Source organism: Acinetobacter sp. 24-47-62, from assembly GCF_056779765.1.
Window position 1 is genome coordinate 238,382 of the sequence record NZ_JBWYIN010000001.1, and the last position, 19,294, is coordinate 257,675.

A 19,294-nucleotide genomic window follows, 5' to 3' on the forward strand; every position below is an offset into this window, starting at 1 on the left:
AACCCAACTGTAGATCAGGATATTGGATTATGCTATACCTAAATTCAATATCCAAAAATTATAATGAAGATATAAATGTCACCACTGTTCAGTTTAGCCATCGTTCATTTCTTTGCACTTATTAGTCCTGGACCAGATTTTTTATTTGTCACGCAAAGTGCCGTTCGACAGTCTCGCATACATGCACTTTTTGCAGCATTAGGAATTTCTCTTAGTATTTTAGTTTGGGCAATTTGTGCTATGAGTGGATTACACTATCTATTCCAAAAAATGGCTTGGTTCCAAACAATTATGATGATTTTAGGAGGGGTTTATCTCATTTATTTAGGCATTCAACTCTTTAAATCAGGGCTAACGAAATTAGAACCTGCTTCAGCTTACGTTACAAAAGGCATAGTCAAGAAAAAATACAGTTCTTTACTCATTCAAGGCTTTCTCACCAATATGGCAAATCCTAAAGCATTAGTTTACTTCAGTAGTGTTTTTGCGCTTGCGATGAATAGTGATGCAACTCTGATACAGCAGAGTTCACTGTTAATGTTAATTTTTATTGAAAGCTTGATTTGGTTTGCGATAGTTGCTTTTATTTTTTCTGCTAAACAAGTAAACACAATATATCAAAAAATCAGCAAGAAGATTGATCTTATAACAGGTAGTATTTTTATCAGTTTTGGATGTTTCTTAATTTTTAATCGCGATTAAAAAAGCACCCGTAGGTGCTTTCTTAAATGTACTGTTTTTGAAGAATATTATTTCTTATCAGTTGCGACTGAAGCTTCAGTCGTAATATTCACCGTGATTTTGTCGCCTACATTAGGCACATATGCTCCAACACCGAATGCAGAACGGTCAAATGAAGTCGTTGCATTGAAACCAATAGACTGAGCTTTCGTCATAGGATGTTCAGCTTGTTTATTCAAAACAGCATCTAGTACGACAGGCTTAGTAACATTTTTAATCGTTAGATCACCTGTGATCTTATACTTGTTCTTACCATTTGGTTGAACTTTAGTACTTTTAAAAGTGATATTCGGATATTTTTCAGCATCAAAGAAATCTGGTTTCAATAAATGTTCATCTAATGCTTTAACATTTGTATTGATACTTGAAAGTGGAATTGTAACATTCACTGCTGAATTCGTAGGCTTTTCATTGTCTACTTTGATCGTCCCTTGGATATCGCTAAAATTACCTGAGGGTGTAGAAAAACCAAAATGATCCCAAGTAAATACTGTCGCTGTATGAGTTGGATCAATTTTATACTCAACTGGTTTAGCAACTGAAACTGTTGCTACAGAAAGCACTACGGCACTTAACGCTATTGTTTTAAAGTTCATCAATTTTTCCTCGAATTTTTTAAAACATTTATGAAATGGATAGTGAATAATGTATAGCATTCTGAAATTCTTGCATCAGTACAGATAGAACAGTTTGTTGCAAGATTAGAACGCACCTTAAGAAGGTGTCACTTTTATCAAATCAATTTGATCAGATTATGACTATCACTTGTGTATAGATCATGTTTTTCATCTTTAAGCTTTCTCCTAATAAGCAGTTAACATCAACACATATCTTAAATATGAGATTAAATTAAACATTTATACAATATACTAATATTTTGTCTCATTTATAATACTAAAATTACCGCTTTGAACTGGAGAATAATGATGAGTGAACAACAACAAGCGATTGATAAAGCGCTTAAAACTAAAGCACCTAAAGATGTCGTATTGGCTTTTTTATATAATACTGATAAATCAAGAGTAGCGATTGCTTCAGAAAAGTTAGTGGCTGAAGATGCCATTTATACTTCGCTAAATTTTAATAATCCTGAACTTAAACAAATTGAACCTTGGGCTGGTACTTCTACAGGTCGTGATGTCTACATTTATACTTTTTCTAATGTCGGAACTTATTGGACGATCGATGATTTTCAAATCACAGATATTTTAGCTGAAGATGAAACAGTGGCTGTATTCGGTCAATTTACTTATACATCTGTTTACGCTAAGCGCTCTTTTACTTCACCTTTTTCAATTAAAGCAATAGTTAAAGATGGCTTAATCACGTATTTCCAGTTTATGGAAGATACTTACGCTTCAGCTGCATCTTTCAGAGTAAGTGGTGAATGGACAATTCAACAAAATGCTGATCCAAAATTAAATTTTACCGTGTCAGAAACTACGGCTAATTAACTGTAAAATAATAAAAATAGGATAATAAAAAAGCCTCATAAGAGGCTTTTTTTATGACTGTTAAAGCTTTTCAATCAGAATACGATCAATCTGTTTTAATCCTGAAGTTTTTTCACGATTTTTTCGACGTACTTTAATGATTTTCTCTTCAGCCATATCTTGTAGCAATAATTCTACTGCTACCATCGCTTCAAGTGGTAAGTCTTCACCAATCCACTTTTGCTCACCCGCATCCATTAAAGTAATTTCATCACTAATTTGCTCATACAAACTCATTGCGCTACTCACTTCCAATCTGAAATCTAGGGAATGAATGTATCTATATAGATACATAAAAATAAAAAGACGCCCCACAGTTGGGACGCCTTTTAAAACACTTAATTCTAAGAATTAAGCAGTAATTTCTTTCACTGCTGCGACAACTGCTTCAGTCGTAATACCGAAGTGTTGGAACAAATCTTTCGCTGGTGCAGATTCACCATACGTAGTCATACCGATTACACGACCATCTAGACCTACAAATTTCCACCAGTAATCTACATGTGCCGCTTCTACAGCAACACGTGCACGAATGTTAGATGGAAGAACTGCCTCACGGTAAGCAGCATCTTGCTTCACAAATTCTTCAGCACATGGCATAGACACAACACGCACACCTTCAAGCTGTGCATAAGCTTCCATTGCCAATGCAACTTCTGAACCTGTTGCAATGATGATCGCTTTCAATTCGCCTTTTTCTTCAGCCAATACATAACCACCTTTCGCAACATCAGCAATTTGTGCCTCTGTGCGTGTTTGGAATGCTAAGTTTTGACGAGAGAAGATCAACGCAGTTGGACCTTCAGAACGTGTTAACGCAGATTTCCAAGAAATTGCTGCTTCAACTGTGTCACATGGGCGCCATGTGTTGAGGTTTGGTGTACCACGTAAAGATGCGATTTGTTCAATTGGTTGGTGTGTTGGACCATCTTCACCCAAACCAATAGAATCGTGTGTGTAAACATGAATCACACGTTGTTTCATCAATGCAGACATACGTACTGCGTTACGTGCATATTCCATAAACATGAGGAATGTTGCTACGTAAGGAATGAAACCACCGTGAAGTGCAACACCGTTTGCGATTGCAGTCATACCGAACTCACGTACACCATAGTGTACGTAGTTACCTGCAGCATTGTCTTGAACGCCTTGTGCGCCTTTCCAAAGTGTTAAGTTAGAACCTGCTAAGTCAGCAGAACCACCTAAGATTTCTGACAGCATTGGGGCAAATGCTTGGATTGCATTTTGGCTTGCTTTACGTGTTGCGATGGTTTCAGCTTTTGCGTTTACTTCAGCAATATACGCATCCGCTTTTGCAACGAAGTCAGCAGGTAATTCACCGCTTAAACGACGTTTAAGATCAGCCGCTTCAGTAGGATATTTTGCTTCATATTGTGCAAATACTTCGTTCCAAGCTGCTTCTGCTTGTTGACCTTTTTCTTTCGCGTCCCATGCAGCATAAACGTCAACAGGAATTTCGAATGGACCTTCAGTCCAACCCAACGCTTCACGTGTTAATGCGATTTCGTCGTTACCCAGTGGTGCACCATGGCAATCTTCTTTACCTTGTTTGTTTGGTGAACCTAAACCAATAATCGTTTTACAGATAATGATTGTTGGTTTCTTCGTTTCAGCTTTAGCTTCTAAAGTTGCCGCACGTAATGCATCTGCATCGTGACCATCAACTTTCAATACTTGCCAGCCATAAGCTAAGAAGCGTTGTTCTGTATCGTCAGAGAACCAACCTTCTACTTCACCATCAATTGAAATACCATTGTCGTCATAGTAAGCAATTAATTTACCTAGACCCAAAGTACCTGCCAATGAACATGCTTCATGAGACACACCTTCCATTAAACAGCCGTCACCTAAGAAACAGTAAGTGAAATGATCAACAACTTTAATGTCTTCTTTGTTGAATTGCGCTGCTAAGGTTTTTTCAGCCAAAGCAAAACCAACAGCATTCGCGATACCCTGACCCAATGGACCAGTGGTTGTTTCGATACCAGGTGCATAACCTAATTCTGGGTGCCCCGGTGTTTTAGAATGCAATTGACGGAATGCTTTTAAATCTTCAATTGAAAGATCATAGCCAGTCAAATGTAATAGTGCATATTGAAGCATTGAGCCATGACCATTTGACAATACAAAACGGTCACGGTTAGCCCACTGAGGGTTTGTCGGATTGTGATTTAAGAATTCACGCCATACAACATCAGCAATATCAGCCATCCCCATTGGTGCACCTGGATGTCCAGAATTTGCTTTTTGCACAGCATCCATTGCAAGTACACGAATTGCGTTAGCAATGCGACGTTCATTCAGCGGGGTTGTCATAGATCAGTGTCCGATAAATTAAAGATGGGAAATGAATAAAATTCAAAAACTGGGTGTATTGTCTTAAAAAAATCAAACAGCGTAAAGCCCAGAAACGTATATTTCAGCCCTAAAGCGAAAAAATTCATACAATGCGAGTCGGTTTTATCAATATTCAATTCAATCCAATATTTTTTAGTCGCTTGGCCTTTTTTTAAAGTACTGATGTTGAATCATGTATTCACATTCTTTCGTACCCACTTAAGCTGTTTTTTATTTCAGCTCAGTCTTAAAAGAATAAGTCTTATACAAAAGTTTTCACTTATCAATTTAACAGATGATGATATCAATTAAAAAAACACAAAAATGACATAAATTCATGCTTTTTAGTCAGGTTAAGCTAGTCCTTAACGCTAAGTCGATGTACCATATTGCGTCTTTAGAAATAACTGTGATAGGACTTATGCGCGAGTACGCTGTATTTACTTCAGAATCTGTAAGCGAAGGCCATCCAGATAAAATGGCTGACCAAATCAGTGATGCTATTTTGGATGCAATCTTAAAAGAAGACCCATATGCACGGGTTGCTTGTGAAACGCTTGTAAAAACAGGTGCTGTTGTTCTTGCAGGTGAAATCACAACAACTGCAAATGTAGACTTTGAAGCAATTGTACGCCAAACCGTAAATGGCATTGGATACCATCATTCTGATTTAGGTTTCGATGGTTCGACTTGTGCTGTCATCAACATGATTGGCAAACAATCTCCTGAAATTGCTCAAGGTGTAGATCGTCAAAAACCTGAAGATCAAGGTGCTGGCGATCAGGGTTTAATGTTTGGCTACGCGAGTCGCGAAACAGATGTTTTAATGCCTGCTCCTATTTCGTATGCGCACCGTCTTATGGAAAAACAAGCAGAACTTCGTCGTAACGGAAGTCTGCCATGGTTACGTCCAGATGCGAAAAGCCAAGTGACTTTTGCATATGAAAATGGTGTACCTGTTCGTTTAGATGCGGTCGTATTATCGACTCAACACGATCCTGAGATTTCACAGACTGATTTAAAAGAAGCTGTCATTGAAGAAATCGTGAAAAAAGTAATTCCAGCAGATATGTTCCATGCGGATACCAAATTCCACATCAATCCTACTGGTATGTTTGTGATTGGTGGTCCAGTCGGTGACTGTGGTTTAACAGGTCGTAAAATCATTGTAGATACATATGGTGGTATGGCTCGTCACGGTGGTGGTGCTTTCTCTGGTAAAGATCCATCTAAAGTAGACCGCTCTGCTGCTTATGCTGGTCGATATGTTGCAAAAAATATTGTTGCCGCTGGTTTAGCCGATAAATGTGAAATTCAAGTGTCTTATGCGATTGGTGTTGCTGAACCAACATCTATCTCAATCAATACATTCAATACTGCTAAGGTTTCTGAAGAATTGATTATTGCATTGGTACGTGAGCATTTCGATTTACGTCCATATGGTATTACACGTATGTTGAATCTCATTCAACCGATGTATAAGCAAACTGCTGCATATGGTCACTTTGGTCGTGAAGGTTCTGATACTGCATTCACTTGGGAAAAGACAGACAAAGTTGAAGCGCTTAAAGCATCAGCTGGTTTGTAATTTCCAAATAAAAAAGCCCACATTGATGTGGGCTTTTTTATAGATTCAATTTGCTTTATCACTTTGATGAAGCGTGTCCAAAAACGACTGCTTCACAGGAACATTTTGGTTATCTTGTAAATATAAATGGGCCACTTTAAACACAATGGCTGCGGCTAAACACGCAATAATACAAAATATCCAAAAACCATAAGGTGTTCTGATATTTTGTGACCCACATTCAGAACACACTTTGTCTGTCGAAGCAACCACCTTGTCGCAACACGCACAATGATACTGATACAGCATACTCATCCTCCCGATTTGACTGTCTTTTTTATTTTTATCTACATCACCTTAGAGGCTAATATTTATACTATATAAGCCTTCACCAATAATCAACCTCATGATATAGCTATAAAACAGCAATCATCTATGACTTCATTCAATATCTTGTATTATCAGATATCTATGTGAATTTTTTTTGACAACCTGCTCTATCATTCTTTTTCTTCTAGAGATTATACATATTTTATTCACGCACTCGCCCATCATATCCGCATGGAAATCATAAATTGAAGTAAAATAAACGTAGTGAAAAAATGATGATATGACTATGGTTCAATTAATTAAGAAAGGCGGCTTGAGAGAAAGAGCAAACAGAAGTCGCTCTTATCAAGGTTCTGAAAATACTGAAGCAACTTTGCGACCAAGACGTTATCAGCAAGACACGCTCATTCTGACTCAAACAGAAGAGTTAGATCAAGATTCAGTTAAGCATAATAAGCGCATCGATCCACAACCAGACTGCAAAGATCAAAAATAGACCACCCGATGCCATATCTATGTAATGCCCTGAACGCTGGTAGAGCTGTTTAATTTTGGGGCGCGCTAAAACGACCATCAAAAACGTAAAGGTTAAAAACGTTTGAATCGGAATAATGAATGCAAGTTGTATTTTCAACATCTCTGGTGCTGAAGCAGTTAAGGCAAGTGAAAATACACTACTAAAATAAATCAGTGTTTTAGGATTGGATAGGTTTGTAAACAACCCCATCAGAAAGTATTTTTCAGCTTTTAAAGGTGACTGATTTTCATCAATTGCATCAAGTTTGAAAGACTTATAGGTTTGCCAACCACCCTTTAGCATCGCCCAGCCCATTTTTGCCAAAAATAAACCACCGACTAACATTAAGACTTGTTGAATCCATGGGAATTGGGCAATCAAAAGTGCAAAACCTGATAAAGTTAAAATCACCCAAAATAAAATTCCAATAGAAATACCTAAAATAACTTTCAACGTGTTTGCGATTGTGGTTGACGCTGCGCATTTGGCAATCAACAAAATATCAGGTCCAGGACTCAATTGAGCAACAAGATGTAGGACACAGATGGTAAGTAATAGAGACATAAATCAAAAATGAATAAAAATTGTTTGAATTATACTGTTTTTTAGGAAAATCGAGATACAAAAATAAAAAAACCAGACATTACATCTGGTTTTGAACATGCGCAATTTACTTTTGATTAACGTCTTTCATTTCAATTTTCTTTGCTTCAGGTGTAATTTCTCTTGCTTCACCATCAATGATAGTAGAGTCATTTGAACCACGACCGTGCTGCTGGCTTTGCATTTCTTGCATTTGGCGCATTAAATCTGCAAATGGATTCTGACCATTTGCTTGACCACCCATGCCGCCCATATCTCCCATCATACCACCCATCATTTTTTCCATCATGGCTTGCTGACGCTTCATCATGGTTTTCATCATCACCGCTTTAAATGCTGTTTGAACAGGTGGAATTAGAATAAGTAAGGCGAATAGATCGGAAATTAACCCCGGAATTAAAAGGAAAATACCCGCAATAATTTTAGGTAAGTTATTGGTCAAATTCGGATCAGCACTCATATGACCTTGTTGCATTTGCTGCATCTGTGGCATTAAACCTGATGCATGAGAACGAACCATATTTAAACCAATAAAGAATGCAGCAATAAACCAGAAGAATACATACCACATACTTCCGACTAGATCACCCACACCGACCCATACGAAGATTTCAAGGACTATACCGATTAAAACAATAAGAGCTAATTTCATGAAATGTAATCTAATCTCAAAAATTTAAATATAGGGTCGTAATCATCTGCTCAATCTGTATCAAGCTTTTTTCATACGCTTATGTAACAATATGGGCATTATTTTATTTTTAAAGTCATGGAATGTCATTAATTATCGGAATTGATCCTGGTTCACGTCTAACAGGTTACGGTATTATTCAAAAAGAGGGGCAAAAACTCACTTTTGTTGATGCTGGAACAATTCGCACTGAAACACCTGACATGCCTGAGCGTCTAAAACGAATTTTTTCAGGCATTGAAAGAATCGTTAAATTTCATGGTCCTACCGAAGCTGCTGTGGAACAGGTATTTATGGCGGTCAATCCTGACTCTGCCTTAAAACTTGGTCAAGCACGCGGTGCAGCTATAGCGGCATTGGTCAATTTAGATCTACAAGTGGCTGAATATACTGCGCGTCAAATTAAACAATCTGTTGTTGGCTATGGCGCTGCTGATAAAGAACAGGTTCAAATGATGGTTATGCGCATACTTAATTTAAGTATTAAACCACAAGCCGATGCTGCAGATGCACTTGCCGCAGCAATTTGCCATGCACATGCCTCTGGCAGTATGAGTAAATTGGCTGTCTTAAATGCTTTAGGTGGAATGGCACGTGGACGAAGCCGCAGCAGTAGTCGTCGACGTTAAAAGTCTCTCGACACTCAATGCACTTATTGGCGAATTTGAAAGTTATCGAAATCACGCTCTTTGATGTCAATTAAGTCTTCATAGAAGATTTGCTTAACTTTACTATTATGAGGCCCTGCCATGGCCAGTTTGATCATGTCATTGACATCTTTATATGTGCCAACAATGATAGCTTCCACATCCCCATTATCCATATTTTTAACGTAACCAGTTAAATGCAACTTTAAGGCTTGTTCCATAAACCAGCGACGAAATCCGACCCCTTGAACAAGACCTTGTATCGTTAATTTTAAATATCGCATATCTATCCCTGAATTTTATTTTAGATTTACTATTTGATAAATCGCTTGAACCATATTCTGAGCTAACAAACCACGTTTACCCTGTTGAGCCAATACATCACCTGCCATGGCATGTAAGTTAACAATTTCATGAAGTTGAATGGAATTAGACAATTGTCCTTTAAGACTAGCAATCATTCCTGCAAGGATATCCCCCATTCCACCTGTACCCATTCCTGGATTACCTTGGGTGCAAATCCAAATGGTTTGCTGCGCGTCAATCGTTAAACTTCCTGCACCTTTTAATACCCATTCACCAGCATACAGTGTTTGTAATCGTTTAATTGCTTTGATGCGGTCATGCTCAACTTCCGCCACGCTAGAGTGTAAAAGTTTTGCAGCCTCACCAGGATGTGGCGTTGCGTAAGTTCTCTCATTGAGTCGAATGGGCTTTTCAGATAAGAACCACAATGCATCAGCATCGAGTACAGTCGGTTTGTTCATAGAGGACAGAATACTCATCCATTGATCATATTGCTCAGCTGCCCAATCATCACGTCCCAACCCCATTCCAAAACAAATCGAATCGACTTGCTGTAGCAAATTTTTTCGTTGTGATGGATCGAAACGATTAATATCCTGCACCATTACATTGGGAGATCGTGACAAAATTGCTGAATGATGTTTAGCATCACACACGATCGTGACTTTACCCGCCCCAGCGGCAAATGCAGCTTCAGCCGCCATAATCACCGCACCTCCCATTTGTGCATGACCGCCAATCACGAGCACATGCCCATACGTTCCTTTATGTCCTGTAGAGTGTCGTCGCGGCAAAATTGTTTTGACTGGGCTTAATCGGGCCACAGGTTTTAAATCTGAGTCACATGGTAAAATGGGAATGAGTTTTAGATGTCCTATAAAATCCTGTGCACGCCCTACAAATTGCCCTACCTTATATGCGAGTGCGGTAAGCGTATGCTGAGCATGAATAGCCATTGGTAATGGTTGACCTGTATTTGCATCTAAACCGCTCGGCATATCAATCGCAATTTTGACGCCGTCTTGCTCATTAATATGATGGATAATTCTCTGCCAGTCTTCACTTAAAGTACGATTAATTCCAATTCCAAACAATGCATCAATATAGACATCATAACCCTTACAATGGTTCAGATCGGTGAACTGCTTAAGTGGTATGGATTGACTCATTTTATAAGCACTCTGCAAGGAGTCAGCCGAGTGATGATCGACTTGTGAAAAAGAAAAAATATCGATTTCTAGATTTTGGTTGAATGAACAATGTCGTGATAAAGAGTGCTGTGCTAAATAGTACGTAACAAGATAACCATCCCCTGCATTATTTCCTTTGCCGCAGCAGACTGCGATACGGATTTTCTTTTTTTCAATACCTTGAAGAATTGTGATGATTTCTTGTGCCATCATCCAAGCAACTTGCTGCATAAGACCAAAAGCACTATTTTGATCGTCAAACCAGCGCTGTTCCCAAGCTTGTATCTCACTGCTGTGATAAACTTGTTGATGCATTATCGTTCCTTTTTTTATTTATGACTCAATCTCTCTCATCTATACCAGCTCGTATTCCAACACAGCAATTTGATCCTCATGCGCTTAAAGCTTGGATTAAATCTCAAGCATTGGAACTGGGCTTCGCTGATTGTGTCATTGCCCGACCTGATGCTCAAGATGAATTACCTCGATTAAAAGCATATTTAGATCAAGGATTTCATGGTGACATGAAGTTCCTCGAAGAAAATTTGGAAAAACGTGCTAATCCAACACTGTTGGTTCCCCATACAAAAAGTATTATCTGCGTCAGAATGAATTATTTGGTTGAACGACCTCAACCTCGAACAGTACCTGATTTCCCTAATTCTGCCGTTATTGCGCGATATGCACGCGGACGGGATTACCATAAAACCATGCGCGGTAAATTAAAAACACTTTCAAACCTTATTCGTGAAAAAGTCGGTCCGTTTGAATCAAGACCTTTCGCCGATTCAGCCCCTATTTTTGAAAAATCACTCGCTGAATCTGCAGGTATGGGTTGGACAGGTAAACATACCCTGCTCATCCACAAAAAATCGGGTTCCTTTTTTGTACTCGGTGAACTGTTTAGTTCTCTTGAATTACCCTTTGACGAGCCTGCCAGTGCACATTGCGGATCATGTACAGCATGTATTGATATTTGTCCAACGCAGGCGATTGTAGCGCCATATCAATTAGATGCCCGAAAATGTATTGCCTATCTGACCATTGAATACCAAGGTGTGATTCCTGAAGAACTACGCCGTGGCATAGGTAATCGCGTATTCGGATGTGATGATTGCCAGCTGATTTGTCCTTGGAATAGTTTCGCACAAACCACAACGGTTACTGATTTCCATCCCCGTCATGGGCTGGATCGTCTTTCTTTAATGGAATTATGGCAATGGGACGAAGCAACATTCTTAGCCAACACAGAAGGCAGTCCACTGCGTAGAACAGGCTATGAAAGCTTTATGCGGAATATTGCGATTGGAATCGGGAATGCACCCTATCATCCAAACAATATTGAGCAATTGATACTAAAAAGAAATCAGTCTAGTGAGATTGTGCAAATCCATATTGACTGGGCAGTACAAGAACAACACTCAAAAAGAAACAATTAACACTACTTTTCCAAGATGACTTGACAAGACAAAATCACCATTTTGAGCATGATCTGAAATTTTAAGCACACGTTAGCAACAAGTTCTCAACATCAAGTTCCCAAAAAATAATTTTGCGGCGAAAAACGCATAAAAATAGTCAAGTTTGTAACTAAATCCACAATGATTAATTTCTATTGAGTTGGCAAATTTGATAATTTTTTTGAGTCATTATTGTCATATTTTACGATTTTGCATTATTAAAATTACAGTATGATCAAATAAGTAGCTTTTTAATTGATGGATAAATTATGCAAGTACGCAATGATTGGACGCGTGAAGAAATACAAAAACTCTATGAACAACCTTTCATGGACTTAATTTTCGAAGCACAACGCGTGCATCGTCAATACTTTGATGCAAATACCATTCAGGTCAGTACATTACTATCGATCAAAACGGGTAAATGTCCTGAAGATTGTAAATACTGTTCTCAATCTGCACGTTATGATTCCAAACTTGAGGCCGAAAAAAGAATTGCTGTTGAAAAAGTAATTAATGAAGCCAAAGAAGCTCTCGCTTCTGGATCATCTCGTTTTTGTATGGGTGCTGCATGGCGAAATCCTCATGAACGCGATATGCCTTATGTACTTGAAATGGTACGTGAGGTAAAGGCCCTAGGACTTGAAACTTGTATGACCTTAGGGATGCTCAATCAATCACAAGCGGAACGTTTAAAAGAAGCAGGTTTAGATTATTACAATCACAATTTAGATACCTCTCGTGAGTACTATCCAAATGTGATTACCACACGCACTTATGATGATCGTTTAAATACTTTAGACTTTGTACGCCAAGCAGGCATGAAAGTGTGTAGCGGTGGAATTGTTGGCTTAGGTGAAGATACTCAAGATCGTATTGGTCTATTACATGAACTTGCGACCTTAGCTATTCATCCAGAATCGGTACCAATCAACATGCTTGTACCGATCGAAGGCACACCCTTAGCAGATGTTGAAAAACTCGATGTGACTGAATGGATTCGCACTATTGCCGTAGCGCGCATTATCATGCCAAAAAGTTATATAAGACTTTCAGCGGGTCGTGAATCTCTTTCTGATTCTGATCAAGCTTTAGCGTTTATGGCAGGTGCTAACTCTTTGTTCTCAGGTGAAAAGCTTTTAACGACACCTAATGCTGGTGAAGGCAAAGATAAGCAGTTATTCGATAAGTTAGGTCTAAAAGCAGAAAAAGCGAAGCCGACTGTATCAGAGCTGACTATAGATGCAATGGCAAGTTAATTTCAAAGCTTCGCTTAATTAAAAACCGAAGCTTTGCTTCGGTTTTTATGATGTGATCAATATGCCATAACTGGCATTAAGATACTGTCCCGGCTTAATTTCATCTGTTCCATTGGCATGGTGTACCGTTATTTTTTGACTAAATGCATCAAACTCAAACCGATCATAACTATCTTGGTGGTGCATCAACCAATAAATCGTATCTATGACATGATCATCACAAATATAAGTATTCGATTTAAAATCTTTACTCATTTAATTTAAATCCTTTTTTCAATCACAATATTATTATATCTCAATTCATTTTATTGAATATCATTTTTTTTATTTAAGATAATATCTAAATTTCCTTTAATCCAATATATTATATTTACATATCACAATAAATCGATTTCCACACATTTTATAAGCGCTATTATTTTATTTCAATTTAAAATAAAGACTGAGTATTATGAATATCATTAATTTAAAAACTCAAACTGCATTACAACACCGTCCCAGCGCACTGACCACACAAATTAATGCTGTATGGGGACAAGGACCATCTTCACGTTATGAAAGCCTCGCCTCGTTATTTAGACCAACATTTGAAAAAATCAAAGCTTCGCGATCAGAACGCGAAGAAAAGCGAATTTTAGCTTTTGAACAGATTCAATGGTTAAAAGACATCGGTTTTACGAGACTTCGCTTACCCAGTTCGCAAGGTGGATTTGATGCAACTATTCCAGAATTATTTAATCTATTAATCGAACTTTCCGAAGCTGATGCAAATTTACCGCAGGCACTTCGCGTACATTTTGGCTTTGTGGAAGATTTACTGCTCAGCCGCGACCCACAGTTTAAATCTATATGGCTTCCTAGAGTGGCTCAAGGTCAAATTATTGGAAGCGCATGGTCTGAAGGTGGAAATGAGTCCATTCATGAATTTAAAACGAGACTTTCCAAAGATGCTGAGGGACGCACGATATTGAATGGACAAAAATTTTATACCACAGGAAGCTTGTATGCAGACTGGATTGATGTGGGTATTACTGATTTGTATGGAGAATCAGCCAGTATTCTAATCCCTCGACATGCTGAAGGTGTTGAGATTGTGGATGACTGGAATGGTTTTGGTCAAATTCTTACAGCAAGTGGTACTACTAAGTTCACTGATGTTGTTGTGAATCAACAAGATGTCATCGGAGACCAACAGCGCTTTAAATATTCAGCAGCATTCTATCAACTGATTCAATTGGCAATTATTTCAGGGCTTACAAGAGCAGCAAGCTATGAAGTATCAGCTGAGGTTTATAAACGTGAAAGAAATTATACGCATGCCAATGCTTCCTTCGTCCGTAATGATGCTCAAATCCTACAAGTGGTGGGTCAAATTCGTGGTGTCGCGTACACCACTGCAGCAATTATTGAAAAAAATGCACAGGCTATACAACGTGCTTTTGAAGCTGGGTTGAATGATAATGAACAACTCGAAGCAGATCAAAATGCCATAGCAGAATTAGAGGTTGCTCAATCTCAAACCATTATCACCACACTTGCATTAAATGCTTCGACCATCATTTTTGATGCTCTAGGAGCATCAGCCACTGATAAAAACTTAGCTTTAGATCGTTTCTGGCGAAATATTCGTACGCTCGCATCACACAACCCAAGAATTTATAAAGATCGAATTGTCGGAGACTTTAGCGTAAATGGTGCGTTGCCCCCTTATCAATGGCGTATCGGTAAAGTTGATGAATCAGGGCTTCTGCAAACAGATAAGGCTTCTTAAGCTCGCTTTAAATCGTTAAGACACTATTCTTTAGTGTCTTTTTTTAGTGTTTTTTAAAGTGATCTATCTAAATCGCTTAGGCTATTAGACTCTTATTTAAGAACCTAGTAAAAAGGTCCTTAACAGGACCTTCTTAGCAGCATCATCGAAATTACATCAATTAACCCACTTGAGCTTTCAAGTGTTTCGCCAAAGGACTATTACCAATTTGCCATACAAATGGCAATTCAGTTTGATTCACGACAAAAGCACCCACCACTTTCTCCTTATAAATAATCGGATTATGTGAGGATACAACTCTTGCATTACGCCAGAAACGATCTAACTGCTTCGACGAAGCGCTGGCTGAAGCACCCAAACTATTGAATAGTTTAGTTGTTAAATCAAGTACAAGATCTGAAATGACGACCTGCCCTTGAGCAGATTCTAGTTCCGCAATTTGGTTAATCTCATGATCTTTTTCAGATGAAGCATTAAAGTGACTTAAATATGCATCATCCAGTGCTGCAGCTGTTTTTAAAGTAATGGCTTGACTGGCAAATGCTTGGGAAGATGCCTTACCAATCACTTGTAGAATCTGAGCATCATCACGGACAAGATCAGCATTCCCGTGGCTAAAGATTCGAGTACGCTTACGCACTTCCTCACTAAAGGTCTCCACCGCAGAAAATGCGATGCCGGTCAGTGTTGCTAGATGTACAACTTGATAAAAAGCTGTTTGATATTTAAAACGCTGATCAAACGGGTAAATATGATCTCGTTCAATCGACACTTGGTTGATTTTTAGCGTCCCGCTTCCAGTGGTTTTTTGACCAAATCCATCCCAATCATCATGTACTTTAATTCCATTAGCTTTAGTTGAGACCGCTGCAATCACATGCTGATCAGTGGTCTCATCATAGGCAAAAAGATCAATCCAATCGGCAAAAATAGTACCTGTAGAATAGAACTTTTCTCCTGAAACTTCATATTCGCCTTGTTGATTTTGTTTCACTCGGGTAATGACGTCGCCTATCTCAACATTACCGACTTCTGTCCAAGCGTTTCCTGCGATTTCACCATTTACAAATCGCTTAAACCAAAACGCTTGTGATTGATCTTTATGGGCCACTAAACGGTCTTCGACAAATGCAAAATGTCCACGTAAAGCTTGCACAATATTTGAATCCGCTGTCGCCAACTCGATTAAGATTTGGAAAAGTTGCTGTTGGGTAAAACCTGCACCGCCATATTTTTTTGGTACACGTAATGCACCAAAACCTACATCGTTTAACCATTTAATTTGTTCATGAGGCAAATCACGATCGGTTTCTCGTTGAACGGCCCCTTCTGCAATCCGCTTAAAAATCGGTCGAAACTTTGCTGCAACCTCTTCATAGTTGGCACCAAGTGAAAGTTCTTCATTCTGATTTAATATAGTCATAATAAATTTCTCCTTAGCTCCATGGATGACGTGGTGGTGGGACATCATTTAGAAAATAATTTCCTACAATGTTGTATTTCCAACGCACGGGATCATGCAAAGTGTGTGTTCTGGCATTGCGCCAATAACGATCTAAATTTAATTCTGATAAGGTCGAACGCGTGCCAGAAAGCTCAAATAATTTATTCGCTGCTAAAATCGCAATGTCAGTCGTTAAGACTTTTGCTTCAGCCACGAGCAATGTTGCTTCATTAATATGATCTTCGGTCGGTTCAGCAAGTGCTAAATCAATCGCTAATCCTGCCAAATCCAGAACGGCTTCAGCAGCACGCAGCTTAATTTTCAATTCACCAATATTGGCAATGGTATATGGATCTGAACTTGCTTTATCTAAACCTGAATCAATCCATGGACGTGCAAAGTTACGAACGTAATGAATCGTTTCTTGAATCGCACCACGTGCAATCCCAGCATCTACAGCAGCTTGAATAAATTGAGAAATTGCTCCAGCTGCTGTCGGTCTTACAAAAGCTTGATAAATTGGAACGATATATTTTGCATCTACTTTAACGTTGTTTAATTCGACTGATCCACTGACCGTTGTACGCTGACCAAACCCACTCCAATCATTGGTAATTTTTACACCTTCAGTCCCTTGTGGCACGATTGCAGCAAATGGTTTTCCTTCAGCATCAATCGCAACAACTGGAATGCGGTGTGCCAGTAAAGCTCCAGTCGCAAAGAATTTTTGTCCATTCACAATCCCATTGCCAGAAGCATCAAATTCTATTTTTGTGGTGAGATCGGCAACCGTCTTAGACCCTTTTTCTGAGAAAGCGTTCCCCAAACGCTCTCCACCCAGTACTGCTTTAAAAAAGAATTGTTTTTGTTCTTCGGTGGCATCTAAACGGATATGCTCTAGAAACACCCAATGATTTTGTGCGATTTGACCTAGTGATGGATCAGCGCTAGAAATGGTTTTAACAACTTCAGCGAGAGTCTTATAGCTCGCTCCTGCACCGCCATATTGCTTTGGAATGTTAATAGCCCAAAGCCCTGATTGAGAATACTTGTTAATTTCACTCAAAGGTAAACGGCGTTCATGATCACGAATGGAGGCTTCCTTTGCAAAATCTTCAGCGAGCTGTTGTGCGATTTGAATCGCTTCTTCATCTGTCTTAATCACATGCGCTGGCTGATGAATTTGGTAGAATTCTTTTGAAATTTCAGCCTCATGCAATTTTATATCTATTTGTGCAGTCATTTTATTCTCTTCAAAAAAATTGAATAAAATTAAAATAGCACTAATTATTTTAATTTTTTATACGATTATTTTATTTACTAATCTAATTTCAAACAAAATAAATCATTTATTTTTTTATTATGAATATTGCAGTTTTTCTCATTAAATAATAAGTATGATATTTCATATAATCAGAATATAAACATTTAATTATTATATATTTTCATTATGACTAAACATATACGATTTAATGCTTTTGAAATGAATTGCATTGCACATCAGTCCCCAGGCTTATGGCGTCATCCGCTCGATCGCTCTACGGAATATAAAGATTTGGAATATTGGACTGATTTAGCAAAAATATTAGAAAAAGGTATTTTTGACGGTATTTTTCTTGCAGATGTTTTGGGTATTTATGATGTGTATCATCAATCGGCTCAACATGCTTTAAATGGTGCTGTTCAAGTTCCTGTGAATGATCCAATTCAGATTGTTCCAGCAATGGCAGCAGTCACCCAACATTTAGGCTTTGGTGTAACCACCTCAATTTCATTCGAACATCCTTATCCCTTCGCACGACGTATGAGCACATTGGATCATCTCACCAAAGGTCGTGCGGGTTGGAATATTGTGACTTCATATTTAGAAAGCGGATCTAAAAACTTAGGTTTAAAAACCCAAGTGAGTCACGACAATCGTTATGATATTGCAGATGAGTATCTGGAAGTTTTATATAAACTTTGGGAAGGTTCTTGGGAAAATGATGCGGTACGACGTGACAAAGCCGCTGGTATTTTTGCGGATCACACCAAAGTTCATCCAATCCAACATGAAGGTAAATATTTTAGCGTGCCAGGTATTCATATCTGTGAACCTTCTCCGCAACGCACACCTGTTTTATACCAAGCAGGTGCATCAAAGCGTGGACAAAAATTTGCCAGTCAAAATGCAGAATGCGTATTTATATCTGCACCAACGAAAGTTGCTGTAAAAAAGTTAGCACAAGGAATTCGCCATAATCTTATTGAAGAAGGTAAAGATCCAAACGCTGTTTTAATCTATACGATGCTTGCGATTGTGGTCGATGAAACTGATGAAAAAGCACAGGCTAAATTTGCAGAGTATCAATCTTACGGTAGTTATGATGGTGGATTAACACTCGCTTCAGGGTGGTCTGGTGTAGATTTTTCACAATTCAAAGCTACAGACCAGGTTGAATATATTCATACCAATGCCATTCAGTCTATGTTGCAATCTTACGTAGAAGCAGATCCAGATAAAGTTTGGACCATTGAAGAAATTGCAAAATGGACCAGTGTAGGTGGAAACGGCCCCGTGATTGTCGGCTCACCAAGCACAGTAGCCGATCGTCTTCAAGAATGGGTGGATGAAACTGGCATTGATGGATTCAATTTGGCTTATATTTTGGCACATCAATCTTTTGAAGACGTGGTCGAATACGTCGTTCCTGAGTTACAACGTCGCGGTGTTTACCCTACAGAATATACCAAGGGGACACTGAGAGAAAAGTTGTTTGGTCATGGACCATTACTTCCAGATGATCATCGTGGTGCTCAATACCGTAAGTCATCAACGAATGGGTTGCACACTTCAACCCAAACCGCAACACTTGAATCTGTGTAGATCCATTTAAATTCTCTAAATCTAAAAAAAGCCCCTTTCGGGGGCTTT

At 38.6% G+C, this 19,294-nt stretch carries 20 protein-coding genes; 9 read left to right on the forward strand and 11 right to left on the reverse strand.

From position 1 onward, the window contains the following. The first annotated feature begins 75 nt into the window (after positions 1-75). Positions 76-702 (forward strand): LysE family transporter, encoded by a 627-nt coding sequence (locus AC1M87_RS01225; protein ID WP_481592714.1) that lies wholly within the window; start codon positions 76-78, stop codon positions 700-702. 47 nt (positions 703-749) lie between these two features. On the opposite strand, the gene AC1M87_RS01230 is transcribed toward AC1M87_RS01225, so the two are convergent. Further along, the gene (locus tag AC1M87_RS01230; protein ID WP_481587112.1) at positions 750-1,337 is read right to left on the reverse strand and encodes a YceI family protein; all 588 of its coding nucleotides are present in this window, start codon (positions 1,335-1,337) and stop codon (positions 750-752) included. 330 nt (positions 1,338-1,667) lie between these two features. Here AC1M87_RS01230 and AC1M87_RS01235 point away from each other — a divergent pair, with 330 nt between their 5' ends. After that, the gene (locus AC1M87_RS01235) at positions 1,668-2,195 is read left to right on the forward strand and encodes a nuclear transport factor 2 family protein (RefSeq protein WP_481592715.1); all 528 of its coding nucleotides are present in this window, start codon (positions 1,668-1,670) and stop codon (positions 2,193-2,195) included. Positions 2,196-2,255: 60 nt separating this feature from the next. On the opposite strand, the gene AC1M87_RS01240 is transcribed toward AC1M87_RS01235, so the two are convergent. Both AC1M87_RS01240 and tkt read right to left on the reverse strand, forming a co-directional pair. Continuing rightward, complete coding sequence (locus tag AC1M87_RS01240) at positions 2,256-2,471, reverse strand: hypothetical protein (protein ID WP_035263790.1); 216 nt, start codon at positions 2,469-2,471, stop codon at positions 2,256-2,258. A gap of 114 nt (positions 2,472-2,585) precedes the next feature. Beyond that, the gene (tkt, locus tag AC1M87_RS01245) at positions 2,586-4,574 is read right to left on the reverse strand and encodes a transketolase (RefSeq protein WP_481592716.1); all 1,989 of its coding nucleotides are present in this window, start codon (positions 4,572-4,574) and stop codon (positions 2,586-2,588) included. Between the two features lie 442 nt (positions 4,575-5,016). Between tkt and metK the strand changes: the two genes are divergently transcribed. Then, a complete protein-coding gene (metK, locus tag AC1M87_RS01250; protein WP_035263794.1) occupies positions 5,017-6,183 on the forward strand; it encodes a methionine adenosyltransferase in 1,167 nt (388 codons plus the stop codon). Between the two features lie 45 nt (positions 6,184-6,228). On the opposite strand, the gene AC1M87_RS01255 is transcribed toward metK, so the two are convergent. Further along, a complete protein-coding gene (locus AC1M87_RS01255) occupies positions 6,229-6,471 on the reverse strand; it encodes a hypothetical protein (RefSeq protein WP_035263796.1) in 243 nt (80 codons plus the stop codon). Between the two features lie 307 nt (positions 6,472-6,778). Between AC1M87_RS01255 and AC1M87_RS01260 the strand changes: the two genes are divergently transcribed. Then, entirely contained in the window at positions 6,779-6,988 is a 210-nt protein-coding gene (locus AC1M87_RS01260; protein WP_481592717.1) for a hypothetical protein, read from the forward strand. Here AC1M87_RS01260 and AC1M87_RS01265 read toward each other — a convergent pair. Both AC1M87_RS01265 and AC1M87_RS01270 read right to left on the reverse strand, forming a co-directional pair. Beyond that, positions 6,932-7,573, reverse strand: coding sequence for a LysE family transporter (locus AC1M87_RS01265; RefSeq protein WP_481592718.1), 642 nt, complete (start codon positions 7,571-7,573; stop codon positions 6,932-6,934). The two genes, AC1M87_RS01260 and AC1M87_RS01265, sit on opposite strands and share 57 nt — an antisense overlap. 106 nt (positions 7,574-7,679) lie before the next feature. Continuing rightward, positions 7,680-8,264: an FxsA family protein gene (locus AC1M87_RS01270; protein ID WP_035263802.1), complete on the reverse strand. Its 585-nt coding sequence runs from the start codon at positions 8,262-8,264 to the stop codon at positions 7,680-7,682. 122 nt (positions 8,265-8,386) lie between these two features. Between AC1M87_RS01270 and ruvC the strand changes: the two genes are divergently transcribed. Continuing rightward, entirely contained in the window at positions 8,387-8,932 is a 546-nt protein-coding gene (gene ruvC / locus AC1M87_RS01275) for a crossover junction endodeoxyribonuclease RuvC (RefSeq protein WP_035263804.1), read from the forward strand. Between the two features lie 23 nt (positions 8,933-8,955). On the opposite strand, the gene AC1M87_RS01280 is transcribed toward ruvC, so the two are convergent. Both AC1M87_RS01280 and AC1M87_RS01285 read right to left on the reverse strand, forming a co-directional pair. Beyond that, positions 8,956-9,234, reverse strand: a complete 279-nt coding sequence (locus AC1M87_RS01280) for an acylphosphatase (RefSeq protein WP_092766403.1) — start codon at positions 9,232-9,234, stop codon at positions 8,956-8,958. 15 nt (positions 9,235-9,249) lie between these two features. Continuing rightward, positions 9,250-10,761: an NAD(P)H-hydrate dehydratase gene (locus tag AC1M87_RS01285; protein WP_481592719.1), complete on the reverse strand. Its 1,512-nt coding sequence runs from the start codon at positions 10,759-10,761 to the stop codon at positions 9,250-9,252. Between the two features lie 20 nt (positions 10,762-10,781). Here AC1M87_RS01285 and queG point away from each other — a divergent pair, with 20 nt between their 5' ends. Together queG and bioB are read left to right on the forward strand one after the other, a co-directional pair. After that, complete coding sequence (gene queG / locus AC1M87_RS01290; RefSeq protein ID WP_481588239.1) at positions 10,782-11,885, forward strand: tRNA epoxyqueuosine(34) reductase QueG; 1,104 nt, start codon at positions 10,782-10,784, stop codon at positions 11,883-11,885. A gap of 290 nt (positions 11,886-12,175) precedes the next feature. Next, positions 12,176-13,165, forward strand: a complete 990-nt coding sequence (gene bioB / locus AC1M87_RS01295) for a biotin synthase BioB (RefSeq protein WP_481592720.1) — start codon at positions 12,176-12,178, stop codon at positions 13,163-13,165. Between the two features lie 45 nt (positions 13,166-13,210). Here the strand turns inward: bioB and AC1M87_RS01300 are convergent, their stop codons facing one another. Beyond that, complete coding sequence (locus tag AC1M87_RS01300; RefSeq protein ID WP_481588241.1) at positions 13,211-13,420, reverse strand: hypothetical protein; 210 nt, start codon at positions 13,418-13,420, stop codon at positions 13,211-13,213. Between the two features lie 196 nt (positions 13,421-13,616). Between AC1M87_RS01300 and AC1M87_RS01305 the strand changes: the two genes are divergently transcribed. Continuing rightward, the gene (locus AC1M87_RS01305; RefSeq protein WP_481592721.1) at positions 13,617-14,936 is read left to right on the forward strand and encodes an acyl-CoA dehydrogenase family protein; all 1,320 of its coding nucleotides are present in this window, start codon (positions 13,617-13,619) and stop codon (positions 14,934-14,936) included. A 160-nt stretch (positions 14,937-15,096) separates the two neighbouring features. On the opposite strand, the gene AC1M87_RS01310 is transcribed toward AC1M87_RS01305, so the two are convergent. Together AC1M87_RS01310 and AC1M87_RS01315 are read right to left on the reverse strand one after the other, a co-directional pair. Continuing rightward, positions 15,097-16,359 carry an acyl-CoA dehydrogenase family protein gene (locus AC1M87_RS01310; protein WP_481592722.1) on the reverse strand — a complete coding sequence of 421 codons (1,263 nt, stop codon included), beginning with the start codon at positions 16,357-16,359 and terminating at the stop codon, positions 15,097-15,099. Positions 16,360-16,372: 13 nt separating this feature from the next. Further along, the gene (locus AC1M87_RS01315) at positions 16,373-17,623 is read right to left on the reverse strand and encodes an SfnB family sulfur acquisition oxidoreductase (RefSeq protein ID WP_481592723.1); all 1,251 of its coding nucleotides are present in this window, start codon (positions 17,621-17,623) and stop codon (positions 16,373-16,375) included. Positions 17,624-17,830: 207 nt separating this feature from the next. Between AC1M87_RS01315 and AC1M87_RS01320 the strand changes: the two genes are divergently transcribed. Beyond that, positions 17,831-19,246 carry an LLM class flavin-dependent oxidoreductase gene (locus tag AC1M87_RS01320; RefSeq protein ID WP_092766409.1) on the forward strand — a complete coding sequence of 472 codons (1,416 nt, stop codon included), beginning with the start codon at positions 17,831-17,833 and terminating at the stop codon, positions 19,244-19,246. The last annotated feature ends 48 nt before the right edge of the window (positions 19,247-19,294 follow it).